Origin of the sequence: Plantactinospora mayteni, from assembly GCF_016862935.1 — a bacterium.
Taxonomy (GTDB): Bacteria; Actinomycetota; Actinomycetes; order Mycobacteriales; family Micromonosporaceae; genus Plantactinospora; species Plantactinospora mayteni.
In genome coordinates, this window is the sequence record NZ_BONX01000086.1 from 1 (window position 1) to 17682 (window position 17682).

At 65.6% G+C, this 17682-nt stretch carries 11 protein-coding genes; 8 read left to right on the forward strand and 3 right to left on the reverse strand.

The features are described from left to right. Positions 1–1263: 1263 nt before the first annotated feature. From Pma05_RS41395 to Pma05_RS41405, 3 genes are all read right to left on the reverse strand, one after another. Positions 1264–3591: a tetratricopeptide repeat protein gene (locus Pma05_RS41395; protein ID WP_203863010.1), complete on the reverse strand. Its 2328-nt coding sequence runs from the start codon at positions 3589–3591 to the stop codon at positions 1264–1266. Between the two features lie 105 nt (positions 3592–3696). Beyond that, positions 3697–4008 (reverse strand): hypothetical protein, encoded by a 312-nt coding sequence (locus Pma05_RS41400; RefSeq protein WP_203863011.1) that lies wholly within the window; start codon positions 4006–4008, stop codon positions 3697–3699. Between the two features lie 1196 nt (positions 4009–5204). Beyond that, positions 5205–7418, reverse strand: a complete 2214-nt coding sequence (locus Pma05_RS41405; RefSeq protein WP_203863012.1) for a tetratricopeptide repeat protein — start codon at positions 7416–7418, stop codon at positions 5205–5207. A gap of 247 nt (positions 7419–7665) precedes the next feature. Between Pma05_RS41405 and Pma05_RS41410 the strand changes: the two genes are divergently transcribed. The 8 genes from Pma05_RS41410 (at position 7666) to Pma05_RS41445 (ending at position 17476) form a co-directional block, all read left to right on the forward strand. Further along, entirely contained in the window at positions 7666–9336 is a 1671-nt protein-coding gene (locus Pma05_RS41410; RefSeq protein WP_203863013.1) for a glycosyltransferase family 4 protein, read from the forward strand. A gap of 397 nt (positions 9337–9733) precedes the next feature. Next, complete coding sequence (locus tag Pma05_RS41415) at positions 9734–10144, forward strand: hypothetical protein (RefSeq protein ID WP_203863014.1); 411 nt, start codon at positions 9734–9736, stop codon at positions 10142–10144. A 57-nt stretch (positions 10145–10201) separates the two neighbouring features. Continuing rightward, positions 10202–11833, forward strand: a complete 1632-nt coding sequence (locus tag Pma05_RS41420; protein ID WP_203863015.1) for a hypothetical protein — start codon at positions 10202–10204, stop codon at positions 11831–11833. Between the two features lie 281 nt (positions 11834–12114). After that, on the forward strand, positions 12115–12522 hold the full coding sequence (locus Pma05_RS41425) for a hypothetical protein (protein ID WP_203863016.1): 408 nt from the start codon (positions 12115–12117) through the stop codon (positions 12520–12522). Between the two features lie 314 nt (positions 12523–12836). Beyond that, positions 12837–13577, forward strand: a complete 741-nt coding sequence (locus Pma05_RS41430; RefSeq protein ID WP_203863017.1) for a GNAT family N-acetyltransferase — start codon at positions 12837–12839, stop codon at positions 13575–13577. 351 nt (positions 13578–13928) lie between these two features. After that, positions 13929–14921, forward strand: a complete 993-nt coding sequence (locus Pma05_RS41435; RefSeq protein WP_203863018.1) for a nitroreductase family protein — start codon at positions 13929–13931, stop codon at positions 14919–14921. Further along, the gene (locus Pma05_RS41440) at positions 14921–16630 is read left to right on the forward strand and encodes a YcaO-like family protein (RefSeq protein WP_203863019.1); all 1710 of its coding nucleotides are present in this window, start codon (positions 14921–14923) and stop codon (positions 16628–16630) included. The genes Pma05_RS41435 and Pma05_RS41440 overlap by 1 nt, the downstream gene beginning before the upstream one ends. A 261-nt stretch (positions 16631–16891) precedes the next feature. Further along, positions 16892–17476 carry a JmjC domain-containing protein gene (locus tag Pma05_RS41445; RefSeq protein WP_239314188.1) on the forward strand — a complete coding sequence of 195 codons (585 nt, stop codon included), beginning with the start codon at positions 16892–16894 and terminating at the stop codon, positions 17474–17476. Positions 17477–17682 lie beyond the last annotated feature (206 nt).

Below are 17682 nucleotides of genomic sequence, written 5' to 3' on the forward strand. Positions count from 1 at the left end.
AAGACTAGCGGCGGCGCGGGGCGCCTGGATCTGCTTTCAGTTGCGCCGTGAGGCGCTGTGGTTCGAGTGGGGGTGAGAGACCTTCACCGCCGACCTGTCGTAGCAGGTGGGTGGAGCTGAGGGCAGCCTGATCCGGGTGGTGCCGGGGAGGGTGGGAGCGGCCCTGACAAAGCCGGGACGTGTCAGTACTGCCAGGTGGTGCGGGTCCGGCGAGCGGGACGGAGAGGAGTACGCGAGGAACCGGCGTCTTTACGTCTCTTAACGATTACACCGGCTCGAAACCTGGCGGTTACCGAAAGTAGCGATCCCAACCTTGTCATTGACTATCGATAATTGGCACTGAGCTGCACAGACGCGATCAAGCAATGATCGCTTCTTGTCACTGTTTGTCAGCCGCAGGCAGGGGTTTTCGGGGGGTAAACGGGGGACGCGGACAGCGTGTCGCCGGGGTCCCACCGCGCCCCGCGCCCCCTTCGGGCACCAGCGGCATGCGCCTACCCCATCGCGACCGCCTACCGTAGGCAGGGGTTCGTGTCGGTGGGCCAACACGAACCAATTTCCCATATCCGCCCCTCGCGGATGTTGATGTCGTGCTTGCGTGGCGACACGCGGCAGCGCCGTTGGAACACGGGTGGGTGCCCTGCCAATCCTGCACCAGGGCCGGCGGCGCACACGTCAGTCGGCTGTGACAGAGTCAGGTCCGCTAAACCACCCCCACGGGCGTGGGGAGCACGGCTCTAGCCAGGGGCCGACCAGGTCGTAGAGCGGACCACCCCCACGGGCGTGGGGAGCACTCGTCGACCTCGGCCGTGACCGGTGGGCGACCCTGCCGCCGCCCGAGGTAGGTCCACCGCCGCGCGATCAGGTTGCGATGCCAGCGCAACAAACGTGGCCGGGGTGACGAAGAACGCCGACCACCGCGTCCGCGGCAACAGCCTCGACAGCCCGGCCAGCACCGCCCGGTCGGCCGGTTCCAGATCCAGCCGGCACACCTGCCGACGCAGCACCGCGACGTGATGCCGCAACACGAGCACCTCGACCGCGTTGGCGGGCGCCCACCGCGAGCCAACAGGATTATCAACTGCAGTGCCTGACGACGAAACAGGTAGCCGAACGACAGGATCACGACCGGCAGCATGCCGCCACTCATCGATTCCGTGGCGGACAAACCGCACGTCAGCGCCTACAGCCGATTTCCGAACGGTACAGGGTCAGGCTGTGGCGGTGGCACAACCCGGTGTTGGTCGGGTGGGGTCCGACCGTTCAGGGTGGGAACCTGCACAGCATCGACAGTCGTTCCAGGCTCGACCGGGCGCTCGCCGTGTATGGGTGCTCATCGCCGAGCATTCGGACGTAATCGGCCAGCGTGGCCGTCAGCACGGCTTTCGCCCGGCGGCGCTGCCCGAGTACCGCGAAGGCTAGTCCCAGGTTACGGCGCGCGTTGAGCGTTGCGGCGTGGTCGGCACCCAGCACCCGCTCCCGGTCTCGCGTCACCCGCTCGAACAGCCGCAGCGCTTGCCGGCCCCGGCCAGCGGAGATTAGCGCGCGGGCGAGGAAGAGCCGCAACCGGATCAGCTGCGGATTGTCTCGCGGGAGGGTTACCTCGGACTGTTTGATGAGGTCGCGCAGCAAGGCGATCGCTTGGTCGTGGCGACCGACGGCCGAATAGGCCGCCGCCCGGTACTGCGGCCACCACATGGCGTACCACGCCGGGAGTTCGGCAGAGTGCAGGCCGGCGTTAATCTCATGGAGCATGACCGCTTCTGCCGCACGGCCCACCCGCACGTAGGTTCGAGCCAGTTCGCCACGGGCGTTTATGGTTGACGCGTGCTCGAGTCCGTACACGCGGATGCTCTCCCGGAGATTCTCCTCGAAGGTCGACACCGCATCGTCGATCCGCCCCATCGAGCGCAGAGTGCTGGCGAGGTTGATACGCGCGATCAAGGTCGATTGGGCATCGGGCCCGCAGACGCGCATGCTCTCCTGAAGATTGAAACGGTGGATCTCCAGGGCGCGCTCTAGGAGACCAGCACACTCGTAGCAGTACCCGAGCGAATTGCGAGCCGCCACGGTGGCTACGTGATCGGGGCCGTCCACGCACATCCGATCCGCGAGGGTCTCCTCGGCTAACGCCACGACGTCGAGTTCCCGATCCGCGGCCAAGCCCGCATCGATCACCGCCCGGCGGGCTAGCGTGACTGACTCGTCGCCAATGCCGTCCGCATCGCGATGCTCCTTCAGCACGGCAAACCCGGTAGTCACCGCGCGGGAAGATTCCCCGAGGGTAACGAGCCGCCCGACACTCCACAGACGCAGCCGCAGAAGGTCGGCGACGAGCCCAGCCGCCTCAGGGTCGGTCTTCAGGTCGCAGTGCACCGCGACCCAGACATCGGCGACGTGGTCGACCACATCGGTCCCGGCCGTTGGCGTGGCGTCCACCGCAGCGCTGAGCACCCTGGTGGCTTCCTGAACGGCCGCCATCAATCGGCCCTGGACCCGCACGCGTGTCATCGCGAAGCGCCGCGTAAGCCGGTGCATCGCCACCACCCTGCCGGTGACGTCGAACCCGATGACGGATGCGCCGGCCAGCGTTCCGACGGCATCATCGACCCCAGACCGCTCGGCGGACAGGTGGTACAACAGGTCACGCCGCACTCCGCTCGCAGACAGCAGCGCCATGAGATCAACGACGCGCTGGGCCGTACCAGTCAGGTCGGCAGCCTCCGCGTCGGCGATCGAGCGCAGTATCGCCTGCTCGACGCTCCTCGGATACTCGTCTCCCGGCAACCGGGCCAGCATCGAGGCGAGCGGCCCGCAACCCAGTCCGGCGAGATAGTCACCGAACGACTGGCGTTGACGGCGAATCACCGCCCCGGCCTGGGACAGCGCGAGGGGAAGATCGCCGAGTTCGTGCGCGACAAGCCCGGCCTGCTCGAGGTCATCGAGACCGCTGCGGGCGCACAGAAAGGCCGCTGCCTGCCCCGGAGTGAAGCCCTCGACGCAGACCTCGACGCCAAGCTGGGCAAAGTCCTCATTGGTAGACGTAATGATTACCCGCACCCGGCCGCGGCGTGGCAGCCAGCGCAAGACGGCGTCGGGATCGAGCGCGTTGTCGAGGACGACGAGCGACGGCGACGGCCGCTGCTCGAGCCAGCGTAGCGCCGCCTTCGCGGCGGCATCGGCGTCGACAAGCGCGTCAACGAGCCCGACCTCGCGGGCCAGGGCCGCCAGCGCCGTCACGATCGCGGCGGCGTCCTCGGCGACGATCCACAGCACCAGCCGCAGCCGCCGGGCCAGGCGTTCGCGAGTATACGTCGCGGCCAGGTGGGTCTTGCCAACTCCACGCCCGCCGATCAGCGCGGCGACAGGGCCGCTGTCAAGGGCGCGCGTCAACTCGTCGAGCAGCGCCGCCCGGCGGGTGTAGGCCAGCGGTTCCCGGGGCACGTCGCCAATCACGAGCGGCGCCCGCCACCGCGCAGATCCACGCGCCGCGCTCCCAGTCGAGGTCTGGCGCAACTGCAGATATGAAACCCCGAGCCCAGCAACGGCCACGACCGCGCTCACCACGCCCACCGCTACTTCGGCGCTCACGTCTCCCAGACAACCACTAACGAGCCCGATAACAGTTGCCAGCGTCGACATCTTCACACATGGCTCGAAGACTTCACATCCTACCGCCGCGGTGAGGTCGCACTCTCACCTCGGTTCAGCTCGCCGCTTCCGATCGCGGCTCCTGGCCAAGACCAGCGGGAGGTACCGGAACCCGAGCCACGTGCCCCAGCTGAAGGACGCGAACGCCGCAAGCCCACAGATCAGCGCCAGCACACCACTCCCGTGTCCCATGCCCTGAATCAGCAGGAGTCCCAGACCGGGAAGCGCAAACATCGCGCCGGCATCGCGGATCGGGCCAGGAAAACCCGGCATATGACCGGTCAACACGATCAAGAGGCCCGCGCCGACGAGGCCGCCTCCCATGACGAGCCCGGTAACAGTTGCCAGCGTCGACATCTTCACATCCTCACGTGCTAAGGCTACACACCCCACCGGCCCGGCGCTGCTCCAACCAGGACCGTTCCACCGTCGACGGACATCTACGGTGGAACGGTCCGAGCAGGAATGCGTCCTGTCGGGTCAGAACCTCCGCAATTCCCGCCTCGCCAACAGGTCCCCGATCACCTACGAGCGCACCACAGCAATATCAACTACGCCGGTGGAAGCCGCATGATCACCGGGTCCAAGATCCGGGGGTAAGCCCCTTGTCCCGGCTGGTGGCCTGGGGCCAAGCACCCTGCCCGTGCCATCCTCCGGGCTGCACCACGTGGCCATCGAGTGAGGCGCGGCGTCAGCTGATGCTGAGGATCCTCCCCCGGCCAGCGCAGCAGCGCGCGGATCGGCGGGTCGTCGTGCGTGGCGTGTGACGGCGCGCAAAGGAAGGCCCCTCAACCGGGGCATGAGATCGCGAGCTGGAGGACTCTTCGCCGGTCGCGCCAGCGCTAACCCGGTCGCCGCAACGGCATCGATCACCCCTGGCCGCAGCCAGTGCCCGCCGGCTGGTCCGGACGCTTCCACAAACCGGAACCGCCGTTCTATCGACACAGCCCAGTCCGCATTCGGATATCGCATCGGGATGACGATGGCGGAGTGGGCCTGCCGCGGCTTGATGGGTCTGGGGCCGACGCTACACGCGGAGGCTCGGGCCCCGGTCGGTCATGGACCCGCGTGGACTCCGTCGCTGGGACTGCCAGACCTCATCGGATATCACCCCGCGACCGGGCTTCCCTGGATCGTCGAGGCCAAAGGAGGACGCCGGCTCGGTCTACCTCGTCTGCGCGAAGGTGCGGCGCAGCTCTGCCGGCCCGGCCTGATGACGGGGCCGCACGTCAAAGTTCTCTGCGGCACCAGCCTCGCCGATCGATTTTCATGACGAGCCGACAGGTGAAGGGCCGGCTCCGGTTGTCCTAGCCGGACCGGGCCGTCCGGTCCGCCTTGGCCCGGCTGCTGCCTCGACTGTCCGCCCACCGGATGGTCACCCCAGCGACGCTGCTGGCCTGGCACCGGCGGCTACTGCGCCGCCACTGGGCCCATCCACGCAAGCCCGGCCGGCCGCAACAGGAATGCATCGACCAGGTTAAGTAGGGCGCGATCCAACACGGCGTTGGCCAAGGCATAACAAACCCGGACGCGCGTAGAGGACTCTGCTTGATTCAGAACTGGTGACCGAACAGATTAAGCGCTCGTTTACGGCATTCGGCTGCGCGTGCCCGATCGCCGCCCAAGTCATACGCCTCGGCCATGCTGACCAGTGTCCGCGCGGCCCAATATCGATCGTTCAATGCGAGGTCGATATCGAGCGCCGCCTTGAAGTGATCGATCGCGGCGCCGTGATGGCCCTGTCCCAGCTCGGCCCGGCCCATCGCGCTCGTGATATCCGCGATGCCCTCCCGGTTGGTGAGCTTCCGGTACCGCTTGACCGCCTCCGCGGCGTTGGCGAGCGTCTCGCTGTACCGGCCCAACCTGCACTGCTGTTTGGCGAGTGCGGTGTATCCGTCGGCGACCGCGGCGTCATCGAGCGGATTGGCCAGTTCAAGCGCTCGCGTGGCGTGATCGAGCGCCTCCACGTGCCGGTTAAGACCGCCGAGCACGCGGACCAGTGACAGGTGTGCTTGGCGGACGCCGTCGAGTTCACCAGCGGCCTCGCTGAGCTTGATCGACCGGGTCAGCAACTCCATCGCCTCCTCCTGATGGCCTGTCCGGTTCAGGGCATCGGCGAGCAGCCGCAGAGTCGTCGCGCGAACGTGGTCGTCGCCGGATCGCTCTGCCGCCAGAAGCGCGGTCTGTTGCATCTCCGCGCGTTCCTGATGGCGGCCGGTGCGGCGGAGAAAGACTGAGCAAGTCCACGCGAGTTGCCATGCCTGCTCGTCCCGGCCGTACGACATCGCAATTGACACCAGCGACCGCAGCGTCCGGATCTCGTCGGCGAACCACGCCATTGCCTCGCCGTAGCTGGTGAGGATCGACCCTGGGCCGCCAGCAGCAGCGGCCGGTGGCTGGATTAGGGCGCGGGCCCGGATGGCGGTGCCGAGGTAGAGCTCGAGCATCCGGTCGACGGCTGCCTGTCGCTCGAACGGTGAATCGTCGGAGAGGCGCCCGCTCGCGTACGCCCTGAGCAGGTCGTGGAGGTGGAACCGTCCGTGCTGCCGCTCGCCGACCAGGCTAGCAGCGTGAAGAGCGCCGATCGCCTCGTACGCTTCGGCCGCATGTCCGAGCAGGGCAGCGCACCCGTGCCAGTCGATGGTCGGGCCGGGGTGCAGTCCGAGCCGCCGGAACAGGCGCTGCGCGGGCCTCGCGAGCACGTCGTAGGACCACCGGAACACTCGTGCGATATCGATGTCCCACGAACCAGGTATGCCAAGCGCACCGCGCTCGGCGCGCAGCTCCCGAACGAGGTCGCGTAACGACGGTCCTGGCCGGCTCTGGACGTACGCGGCGGCCACGCTGAGCGCGAGCGGCAGTTGTGCACATAGGTCGACCAGGTCGCTGGCGGCCTCGGGTTCCGCGCGTAGGCGCTCTGCGGGCAGGAGCGACCCGAGGAGCAGCAGGCTCTCCCCGACCGTCGGAAGATTTAGGCCGACCCTTTTGGCGCCGACCTTGACCGTGAGCCCGTCCAGGCGGTGCCGGCCGGTGACGATGGCCGCGCAGCCCGGATGGTTCGGCAGCAGCGGCAGCACGTCATCGGCCGACCGGACGTTGTCCAGCAGCACGAGTACCCGTTGGCCTGCCAAGTGGCTGCGGAACAGCGCCGACCTGGTGGGTGTCCTGGCCGGAACCGCTCTGCTGGGCACGCCGAGTGCGATGAGGAATGAGTGCAGCACCTCGGCCGGATCGATGGGGCCACCGTTGGCGAACCCCGCCAGGTCGGCATAGAGCTGCCCGTCGGGGAACCGGTCGGCCATCTCGCTGGCCGCGTGGATCGCGAGCGTGGTCTTGCCGACGCCGGGCATTCCGTCGATGACGACCACGCGCGGTGGCGTGGCGAGCAGATCACGCACCGCGGCGAGTTCGGCGGCCCGGCCGACGAACGCCGAGACCACCGGCGGTAGCTGTCTCGGCGGCGGGTCTGAACGGATCCGAGGCCCGCGCCCGACGCGCCGCGTCAGCGCGGCCCGATCGCGCAGCGCGTGTAGCCGCTCGGCAGTCACGGGTGCGACTCCCAGTGCCGCCGCGAGGTCGGTAAGGACGCCGCTGGGTGGCACGGTCGTGCCGTTCAGGTATGCGTAGAGGCTTGACGCTGAAACATGAATCGACTTGGCCAGGGCCTTCCGGTTCCTGGACCGCCCAGCCCGCCCTTCGGCGGCCAGTATCGCCGCGGCAAGTTCCTCGACCAGCGTCTGATGTGCGGTGCCCGGCCGGTCGTCCATGCCGTCCTCCGAATCAATTGGGCGCCTCGACCCCAACGCTGAACGTCACCCGTTAGATGGAATCAGCATGGTCTGGAAAGAACGCGACCGCCAACCGGTCAATCGGGCATATCAACTCGGATCAACGGATACTGCAGAGGATAAATCACTGGTCAAATACGGGATGATAACGAGACGATAAAGTCGATCATTGATTCAAGGCGAGCCGCCTGCAGTGGACATCCGGACGGCTGCCACTATCGGGGGCATGCGCAGCAGTGCCCCCCAGAATTCGCTCGTCGTGCTCACGCTGGACACGTCCTGGTTCTCCCGGCACGGCGGTATTACCACATTCAATAGGAATCTCTGCATCGCACTTGCCGGGGCGGGGGCGCGGGTGTACTGCGCCGTGCCGGATCCCACCGTGCAGGAGCAGGAGCACGCCAGCGCGGCGGGGGTGCACCTGGTGCGCCGGGGCGACACGCGGGACGATGCCCCGTTTCTGCCGGACGACGTGTTGCCGGACGTCGTTGTCGGGCATGGCCGAGTCACGGGGGACGCCGCACACCAACTCCGGCATTGCTACCCGGACGCGGCACGCTTCCACGTCATCCACACCGCCCCAGACGAAATCGAGTGGCACAAATCCGACCGCTCCGGTGATGCCGGCATGCGAGCCGAAGAGCGCATGCGCCATGAACTCAGGCTCGCCGTGAACGCCGACCGGGTGTTTACCGTGGGACCACGCCTGCATGGTCTGTACAGCGGGGAACTCTCGGCGTTCGAGGGTGCGCCGTCTCCCGTGGAGATCAATCCAGGCTTCGACGGTCCTGGCCGGGAGAGCCGCATACCGCCGCCCGGTCTGCCCCGTCGAGTCCTTGTGATCGGCCGTCTCGAGGATGCTGCGATCAAGGGTATCGACATCGCCGCGCGGGGCCTCGCCGACGCCCTCGAACGCCTCGGCGCTGCCGAGAACGAGGCGATGCTGGTGCTGCGCGGTGTCCCCAAGGACGAGCATGAAGCCCTGTACAAGCAGGTCGGCCTCTGGTCCCGGGGCCAATTCCGGGCGGTGACCAGAAGTTTCTCGGTCGACGAGGAAGATCTCCGAGCCGACCTGCTCCGGGCGACGCTCATGCTCATGCCCTCGCGAGCGGAGTCGCTCGGCCTGGTCGCGGGTGAGGCGATCGTGCTCGGCACGCCCGTGCTGATCAGCGAACGGAGCGGTCTCGCCCTGTTCCTGCGCCAACGGTTGTCACCAGACGAGTGCCGACGCGTCATCGTGCCCGTCCGCGACGACGAGGCGGTCGACGCTCAGAAGTGGGGCGAGGCCATTATGTTCGTGCTGCGCCACCCGGAAGCGGCATACGCCGACGCGGACCGGCTGCGGCAGGTCCTCGCGACCACGCAGACGTGGCGGATGGCTGCCGAGGTGATGCTGGGCCAGTTGGCCGGCAGCGCGTCGGCTGACGCCGCGCCCACGATCGCACGGCAGCCTGCGGCCCTGGACTCGGCGCCGGTTCAGAGCCAGCGGTCCGACCCGCAGGACGGCGTCACGCCCGGCGGGCAGCTGCGTCCGGCCCCGATCCTCGGAGTCCTCATCGCCGTGCTTGCAGTGCTCGGCGGGCTCGTCGCCTTCAAGTGGTGGCCGGCGTCGACCTATCCTGAGATCGCGGGAAACCGCAACGGCTCGCCACTCTACATCGACGCCGGCGGCACGCCGGTGTCCGACGCACGGCGCATCCCGTATCTCACGCCCGTCCGAGTACGGTGCAAGGTGCCAGACGCGACTGGCATGGCGAGCGTCAGCTACTGGTACCACATCGTTAGCAGCCCTTACGAAGACCTCTTCGCGCCATCCGACACCTTCACCAACGGGGATCCATCCGGCACGGGCAGCAGTCCGGTCGACCCGGCGGTCCCGGACTGCAAGAGCAGGTGAGGGGTGTGACTGGCATGAGGTCACCGCGTACCGACAACCAGCGCCGGAACGGACGAGGTCTGGTGTGGGTCGCTGGGGCCGTCGCCATTGCGCTCACTGTGGCGCTGGCTGGGGTCCTGGTGTGGAATCGCCTAGCCGGCTCCAGCCCGGCCCCGGCTACCTCGGCCGAGCCATCAGCACCCACCGGAGCCGCAGTCGAGCTGAGCCAGGGCGAGGCAGCCACGGCAGGCTACTTTTACTTGGTCAGGCTTACCGGATTCACCCCAGGCACGTCTGTGCCGATCGTATGCCGGGACACGGTCAGTCCGGACGGATTCAAGACGTTCATCGTACCCATCGGTGCCGACGGTACAGCGGGCGCCGACAGACACTGCTACTCCGGCGACGGCCCGGAGCATTGGGTGACCGCCGTCGGCCTGGCATCGAACAAGGTCACCTGGAACTCGCCGACCGCCGGCCCGGCGCCGAGCGGTCCGACCACGGAGTCCACAACCACGACGCCACCACCGGCCCCGACACCCGCGGCACGCCGCCGGCCACCCGTGCGGAAGCCCAAACGGTCCGGCTCTCCCAGGGCGCCCCGGCGACCGCCGGCTACTGGTACGACGTGCGCCTGGACAAATTTCCGCCCGACAGCGCGGCCGAACTTGTGTGCCGGGACAGCGTTGGACCAAGCGGGTTCAAGACCTTCAGCATCCGCACCGACGGTGCCGGTACAGCGCACATCGCCGAGGCCTGCTACTCGGGCGATGGACCGCAGCACTGGATCACCGCCAACGGCATCGAGTCAAACAGGGTCGCCTGGTGACAAGGCGACCCATGACACCAGGGCCCAATCCCACCGGCCACACCATAGGGAGGCGACATGCGGGTACGCTCGCTGCTTCTGGCGACTGTACTGATCCTGTTGACCACCACCGGCTTCCTCACCGTGCGGCACCAGCTCGTGCCGACCGCCAACGCGTTGCCACCCGCGAACGGCGTGGTCCTGGCCGACAGCGGTTACGCCAACCTCCGGCCGTGCGCATTCCACGACGACGAAAGATGTAAGCCGACGCTACAGCCGGCCAACGGACACCAGCTCATCGTCTGGTGCGCCGTGACGCCGTTCTCCGGCGAGAATTCGCGGCTGTACGGCCTCGGCGACTACCCGCTGCCGGGCTGGTTCATGGTCACGGACCCGATGTCCTCAACCACCGGATTCATCCACATCACACTGGTGCATCTCCTTAGGGCCGTGCCGTGGTGCGCCGATCAGGAAGGCGAGGTAGCGCGCACCGCACCCCCGGTCACATCGACGCCGCCGTACGAGGGCGTACCTGACCCAAAGGCACCAGAGATGATCAATTCTCATCTCGTGCTGCCGCTCAGCCGGTCAGCCGGCGGCGGATCCTGGCACGCAGTCAAGCTTCGCAACTACCAGTCCGAAACGAACGTCGTCGTACGCTGCCACACCGACGACACCGTCGTCCGGACACTGAGCGTCCACACCGACGCAAACGGATCGGCCTCCGCCGAGCAGGGCTGTTACTTCGTTGGTGACGGTGGGCATTGGGCCGAAACCGGCATCGTCCAGGCGAATCCGGACACCTCAGGTCCGGCTGCGGCCCCGACCGTCACGTTGGCCAAGGGCGCCGTTCGCGAGCGGGCGTTCTGGTATCGCGTGACCGTCGCCGGGTACCCGCCGAACACCGACCTCAGCGTGCTCTGCCATGACACCGCCTCGCCCGCCGGCTTCAGGCAGTTCAAACTGCGCACCGGCGCCGACGGGCGGGCGACCGCCGAAAATGGCTGCTTCTCCGGCGACGGGCCCGATCACTGGGTGACCGTCGGAGGGGTGACGTCCAACCACGTGGCGTGGGGCGCCGCATCGGCTACCGGCGCGCCGGCCACCACGGCGTCACGTGCCACCGATCCACCTCCCCCGACGATGGGGTCGCTGTCCATCGGGTGGAGCTCGGCCCACCCTTCGTGGATCACCATCACCACACGCGGTCTCGGCTCCGGGACGTACGACTACACCTGCCACTTCGGCAGCGGCGGCGACCGGACGTTCAAGGTCACCGTCTCGGCCGATCCGCAGACGTTCGACAACGGCAATACCTGCTACGACCAGATTCCCGGCGACACCGTCTGGTTGACCATCGGGTCGGCGCGATCGAACACCCTGACCGTGGCCGGCCCGCCTCCCCCGCCCCCGCCAGCGCAGCCAACGGGACGGTCCGAAACCGTTGGGGGTGTCACGCACACCTGGACCAACTACACCAACGCCGGCGGCACCGCCGGTCCGGTGATCCCGGCGCACCAGACGGTCCTGGTCTCGTGCAAAACGACGGGGTTCCGGGTCGCGAATGGCAACACCTGGTGGTACCGGATCGCGTCGCCAGGCTGGGACAACCGCTTCTACGCCTCATCCGACGCGTTCTACAACAACGGCCAAACATCCGGCTCGTTGGTCGGCACACCGTGGGTGGACCCTGCCGTGCCCGACTGCTGAGTCGGCGGCCGCACGCCGGACGGGCCGGGTACTGTCCCCAGATGACAGAACTCGGCACCGTCCGGCGGGCTCGCCGTCGGCGTCGACATGACCGCCATCTGCGACGTTGCCGGCAACACCCGCACCATGTCGGCGGACCTGCGATGCCGGTCTGCCAACCCCGTCGTGGTGCGGCCCCGCCGTGAAGTCCGCCAGAGGCCACGACATCGAACCCGCCCTACACCGGGCGAACCACGCTGACGTCACGTCCGGATGCCCGAGGCACCAGCTTGGCCCCGTACGTGCACCTCGTCGCCCAGCGGGTCAGCCCAGCGTCGCTGTACTTCGTGGGCCTCGCACCGCGGGAGAACAAGTTGTGCAGCGAGCTCGGCAAGGTCACAGAGGAGTACGTCAGTGAACACCTCGACCTCGTCAACCCGCCCGTCGTGCTGCACGACGTCGAGCACAAGAAGGGCCAGCACACCGCCGCGTACGTCATCGGCTACTCCGGCCTAAGGATCATCATGGAGGCCAAGTCGGCCCGTGTGGTCCAGCCTGGCCGGCTCGACGTGGACGGCTATCTTGCCGACGCCGAGAAGTACATCGGCAAGGCGATGAAGCAGATCACAAGCACGCGGACCTTATCAAGGCCGAGCACCCGGCCTTCCACGCGATCGACCCGACCGCCGACATCCTTGGCATCGACGTGACGGCGGAGCCCCACTACGTGCTCAACAGCCCGATGTTCCGCGCCTCCCTAACGGACTCCGGCTACCCGACGGTGATCCTTTTGTTGACCGATCTGGAGTTCGCTGTGTCGGCCGCCCTCGCCGGCGATCCGGCGGGCCTGTCCCGCGCTCTGCCCGACCGGGGCCGGACGGCATCGACGCGAACGCGGTCACTCTCGCGCACGCCGCCAGCTCGGCGAGCCGAATCCCCGCAATCCACTTCTTCAGGCCGCTGCGGCACGGGGCTGGATACAGATCATGGAGGTCGGGGACCGCATCGACGTCCGGTGACGTGCGTGAGCGTTGTCAACCCAGTGCGGTCCGCGGTAATCCTGATCGCGGTGGCCGGCGTGGTGGCCGCCGTCGCGCCACTCGTGCTCGACCAGATCAGCGATCCCGGGCTGCCCTCCGCCGTCCGGAACCGGCTGACCGCAGAGCAGGACGCCAAGCGAGAAGCTGATCGCCGGCACAGCTATAATCCGGCGATGTCGCTGGGCAACTCAGCTGATCCTTTGCTGATCACGCGAGGCCTCCAAGTTCCGCCGACCATAGATGCTGTTACAGGTGTGTACGCAGACGCTTATTCGAGCATGCTCAACTTTCCCGCTTACTCCGTCGAGCGGTTCGTGCAGCGACTCCGGTTTCAACAGGCCGAAGCTACTTTCGACATTGTCCAAGCGCAGGCGAAGGGAACCCTCGTAGGGTTCGCTTTTGGCAACACATTAACGCGCGAGGCGCACTGGTGGGATGACCTTGAACCCGCAGAAGATCAAGAGCCTGACGTCGACCTCGACCAGCCGATGTTTCTGCTTCGGCAACTTGCGGTGATGCGCGAGCATCGGCGGCGTGGCGTGGGAAGGCGGCTGCATGATGCAATTCTGGCGGACCGGGGAGAGCCACGCGCATCCCTTCTCGTCCGGCCGAACAATCCCGCTCGGCGCCTTTACTTGAAATGGGGATGGCAAACTGTCGGACACCTTCAGCCGTATCCGGATGCGCCTAGATTCGAAGCCCTGGTTCTAGATTTGGCTAGCTAGGTGTTGCATACGCACGCACCTTAGTCGTGCCCCAGCGGCAGCATCGTCCGTTCGGACGGTTCCCTGAAAGCTAAACGTGGGAGATGCTCGGGGAAGCGGCGAAGACCAGCCTCATTCGAAGATCAAGAGATAGGGAAAGAGTGGGTATGAAGATCACAGTTTCTGAGCGATCAACGACCATCGACCCGTCGCTCGAGCCGGTTGCAGAGAGCTGCTCTGAGTCCTGCTCGGAGGGCTGCTCCGAAGGCTGCTCCGAGAGTTGTGGCGGCCCTTCGATTACACCTGACGGCGACTCGCCCCCCAATTCGATCCTGAGCAATCTGGCTGACGTCTTGGCCACGAGCTAGGAACATGCAGTTCGTCGCAGATGGTGAGCTGCGAAAGCTACCTCGGTACCCGTTGCTAACCTGGCCCCACAAGCGATCTGGCGACACCATATTTGTCACAAACTGGTCGTCCGGCTGTGAGCTGACTGTGTCCGGGTCCACGACCGAACTCGATGCCCTGAGCGACACGCTCTGGCGCTGCGACGGTGCGCACACGCTCGAGCAGATCGTCCCGACCGATGCCGAATATCGCGAAAATGCGGTCGCGCTCCTTCGTCGTCTCGTACAGGTAGGTGCGGTCGTGGATCGTCACGACTTAGCTACGGCCATGTTCAGGGCGATGCACGGCAGGGGGATCATCGCACCCGCGCTCCTGCGGGAGATCCTCGCGGCGCCTAGGTGGCAGGATCCGCGGGCTGAGGGTGCCGACAACGCTATGCCTAGACTGCCTCGGCGTGCGCCGAGAACTCGAACACATTCGATACCATTGCGGGAAATGTCCAACTATACCGCGCTTGAGAAGTCTGACCTAGCAGACCTTCTCGTGCAAGCGTACGGGACCGAGGGGGCATGGAAGACGATTCCCTCCGCAGGGCGGATGTGGCCCGTGGTCCTGCACGCGCTGCTTCCCGTCCCTAATGGCTACTCGATCTTCTGGTTTGACGACGAGGCAAATGTCCTTAGATCAACCAGCGCCACAGTTACCATTGAAGGCGTTTCCGGCGTCTTCGTACAGGAGTCCGACCTTCGGGATCCGCTATCTCGAGGCATAACCGTTCTCTTCATCTCAACCTCGATCGAGCGATCGCAACGCAAGTACGGCAATCGGTCACTGATGTATGCCCTTATCGAAACGGGTTGCCTACTCCAGCAGATAGCGCTCGTGGCCACCGCTAGCGACTGGGGAATGAGAGCATTTGGCGGGATACGTGTCAGCCACGCCCAATCGATCGTCGGATTCGACATCCACCCAATCATGGCAGTAGTGTTGGGACGATCGCGCAAGGGTCGTGAATAATGCTGGCCAACGAGATTTCAGTCGTGCTGCGCGATCGAAACGTCGAAGTTCGGCCGGGCGCAATCCTCGCCGCTTCGGAAAGCGAGGTCGAGCTTGTCAGTGACGGGTCCACTATAAATGCCACGGACGTCTGTGGCTCGGATGTCGACACACTTGTGAATCGGATGGTTGAACTCAAGCTGTTGGTTCCAGGTCGATCCACCCGCGACTGGAAACACTCGGCCGGCTACCCAATCGACACGCAACTGAACTCAATAAACTGTGTGCCAGATCGTATCGTCCTCAGGCCCGACTCGTGCCTTTACCTGGGTTCCTGCTCGGACAGCCATGAACAAAGCCGTCGAGCTGCCGTTCGGGCGTTCACGGGAAGTGCGACAAGATCTGACATAGACGACTTGGTTCGACGGGTTCTGGAGGCGCAATGGACTGTAGTCGATATTCGTCCAGGTGCCGAATTGCTCGAGTGGGTTCAATCCGCACCTCTCCCGCCGTCGCCGGCCGTCGCCACGCTCGGTACCGACGGATATGTCTGGCATTATCTGAACGACGAGCATCTCGTCTGCCCGCTCGGGCCCGCCAGGCGACTTCGCACGTCCGCACTCGACGTAGACAGCACAACGGTATGGATAGCCACCGCAGAAGCTGCTCCCGCAGTTGCAGATAAGCCGCCTGCCGAGCCAACCTTTGGCGGTGGGGTCGCCCTCGACCTAGAGAATGCTCGATTGCGGGCGGTAGCAGAGGCCTATGAGCGACATGTCGCGGGACGTGTTCCGGCTCGTGATATCACCGCCGCGCCCATTGATGAACTCGGACCTTCAGCGCTCGATCCGCGAACGTTCATTGCATATAGATCGTGGCAGATCAAACGCGATCCTCAGCTCGTTGAGTTCGCCCCCTCTCAGCAAAGGCTGTGGGTCCGAGCGTCCACCCTTGGTGGCGAGCCTCGCTGGATATTGGCGGACCTGGTCTTTTATCCCTTGGCTAAACACCATAGCCGCATACACACCACGGCAAATTCGTCGGGGATGGCCGCCCACACCGGATCCGCACAAGCCACCAGGATCGCCTGGTACGAACTGCTCGAACGTGACGCATTCATGCGGGTATGGCTGTCCAAGCTGCCCCCAAAGCAACTGATCGCCTCCGACCCTCTTCCTGAGCAAAGGCTCTTAACCGCAGCCCTGCAGCGCCAAGGCTGGACCATTGTACTGCTGGACTTGGGAGCGAACGGGCGACCGATCGTGGGCGCGGCTGCTGTGCGGGGACAGCATTTCGCCTTCGGCGCCGCCGCCGACCCAGACCCTGCGGTCGCGGCCGAGAAGGCAGTCCGCGAGGCGTGGTCGGTGACTAGAGCGCCCGTCTGCGAACGTGCCAGCATATCGGCGGTGCGCACCCCAGCCGACCACCGACGCTACTACATGTCGGGTCAGGGTCACAGGGATGTGTCCTGGCTTCTCCAATCCGACGCGCAAGCTGACCTGAGCGAACTGTCGATCGGTTTGCCCGAGCCGTCACGTGATGTCATCGTATACGAATGGCCGGCGAAAATCACACGCCCATTCCGGGTCGTGCGCGTCCTCGATCCAGCGATGATTCCGATCACGTTCGGTTATGGTCGGGAACCGTTGGGGAGGTCCGACGTTCAGCGCCTCGTAGCGTCGACAGGCGCATCGCTTGACGAGCCCATGCCACCGCATCCATTTCCCTGATGGAGGGCGACCTTGTACGCATCGCTCACAGACCGAGAGATCGACCATGTGGTCGGCGTCATCTCGCCCGAAAGACGTACACGCCCTCTGTCTATCCATGGAGTGTTCGAGCCTCCTTCGGCCGACTTTTATCAACTGCTAGAGGAGTCAGTTAGACGATGGGAACTGGCACCGCAGTCTGTGCGGGTCATTGGAACTGCACGAGCGACGACAACCGGACTCTTCCGGCCGGTCATTGATCGAGGCGGGGCTGCCCGGTCCGTGATACGGCCGGGTGCCATTGAATGGGCCGTTCGGACGGACGGCGCGACTTTGGCCGTCAACGGCTGGCACCGCTGCGACCAGGGAATTTTTCTCCTCCGCGAACGGCTCGGGGCCCTCTTTCATCGGGACACAGCGGCTAACCTGTATCTGTCTGAGCCGGAAAGCACTAGCTTCGGCCCTCATTGGGATGGACACGACGTCTTGGTCGTACAGCTCGGCGGAAGCAAACGCTGGACGTTCTTCGGTGAACCTGTTCCACATGCGACCCGTCAACTCAGTCAGGGCAAGTGTCCTGATCAGGTCATCTCCGACTTCACGCTCGTCCCTGGTGATTTGGTTTTCGTCCCACGCGGATGGTGGCATGACGTCGAGACGCTTGACGGCCCATCGGTTCACGTATCGCTCGCAATTTATCCCGTCACTTTCTTGGACGTTCTCGTCAGCCAACTCCGTGACGCAGCGCGCGCCCACGATGTGCTCCGCGCTGATGTTGGAGCCAATGCACCTCTGGCTGAACGGGTGAGGTTGGCAATGGACAGTTTTATTGCAACGCTCGAGACCGAGTTTGAGACTCGAAGATGAAGCCTACGCACCACGAGTAGCCCGTGCGCACTACATACAGGATCGCATCGGCACCCTGCCCGGCTCCTTGATCAGAGGCAACATGGGCTCGATGACTTCCGACTGCTCGTCGGTCAGATCCGAGGGATCGCTGGAAGCACGCGTCACACCAGATCTATCGATCCAGTCCCACGACATCGACGGGAGTTGAGAGAGGCTTCACTAAG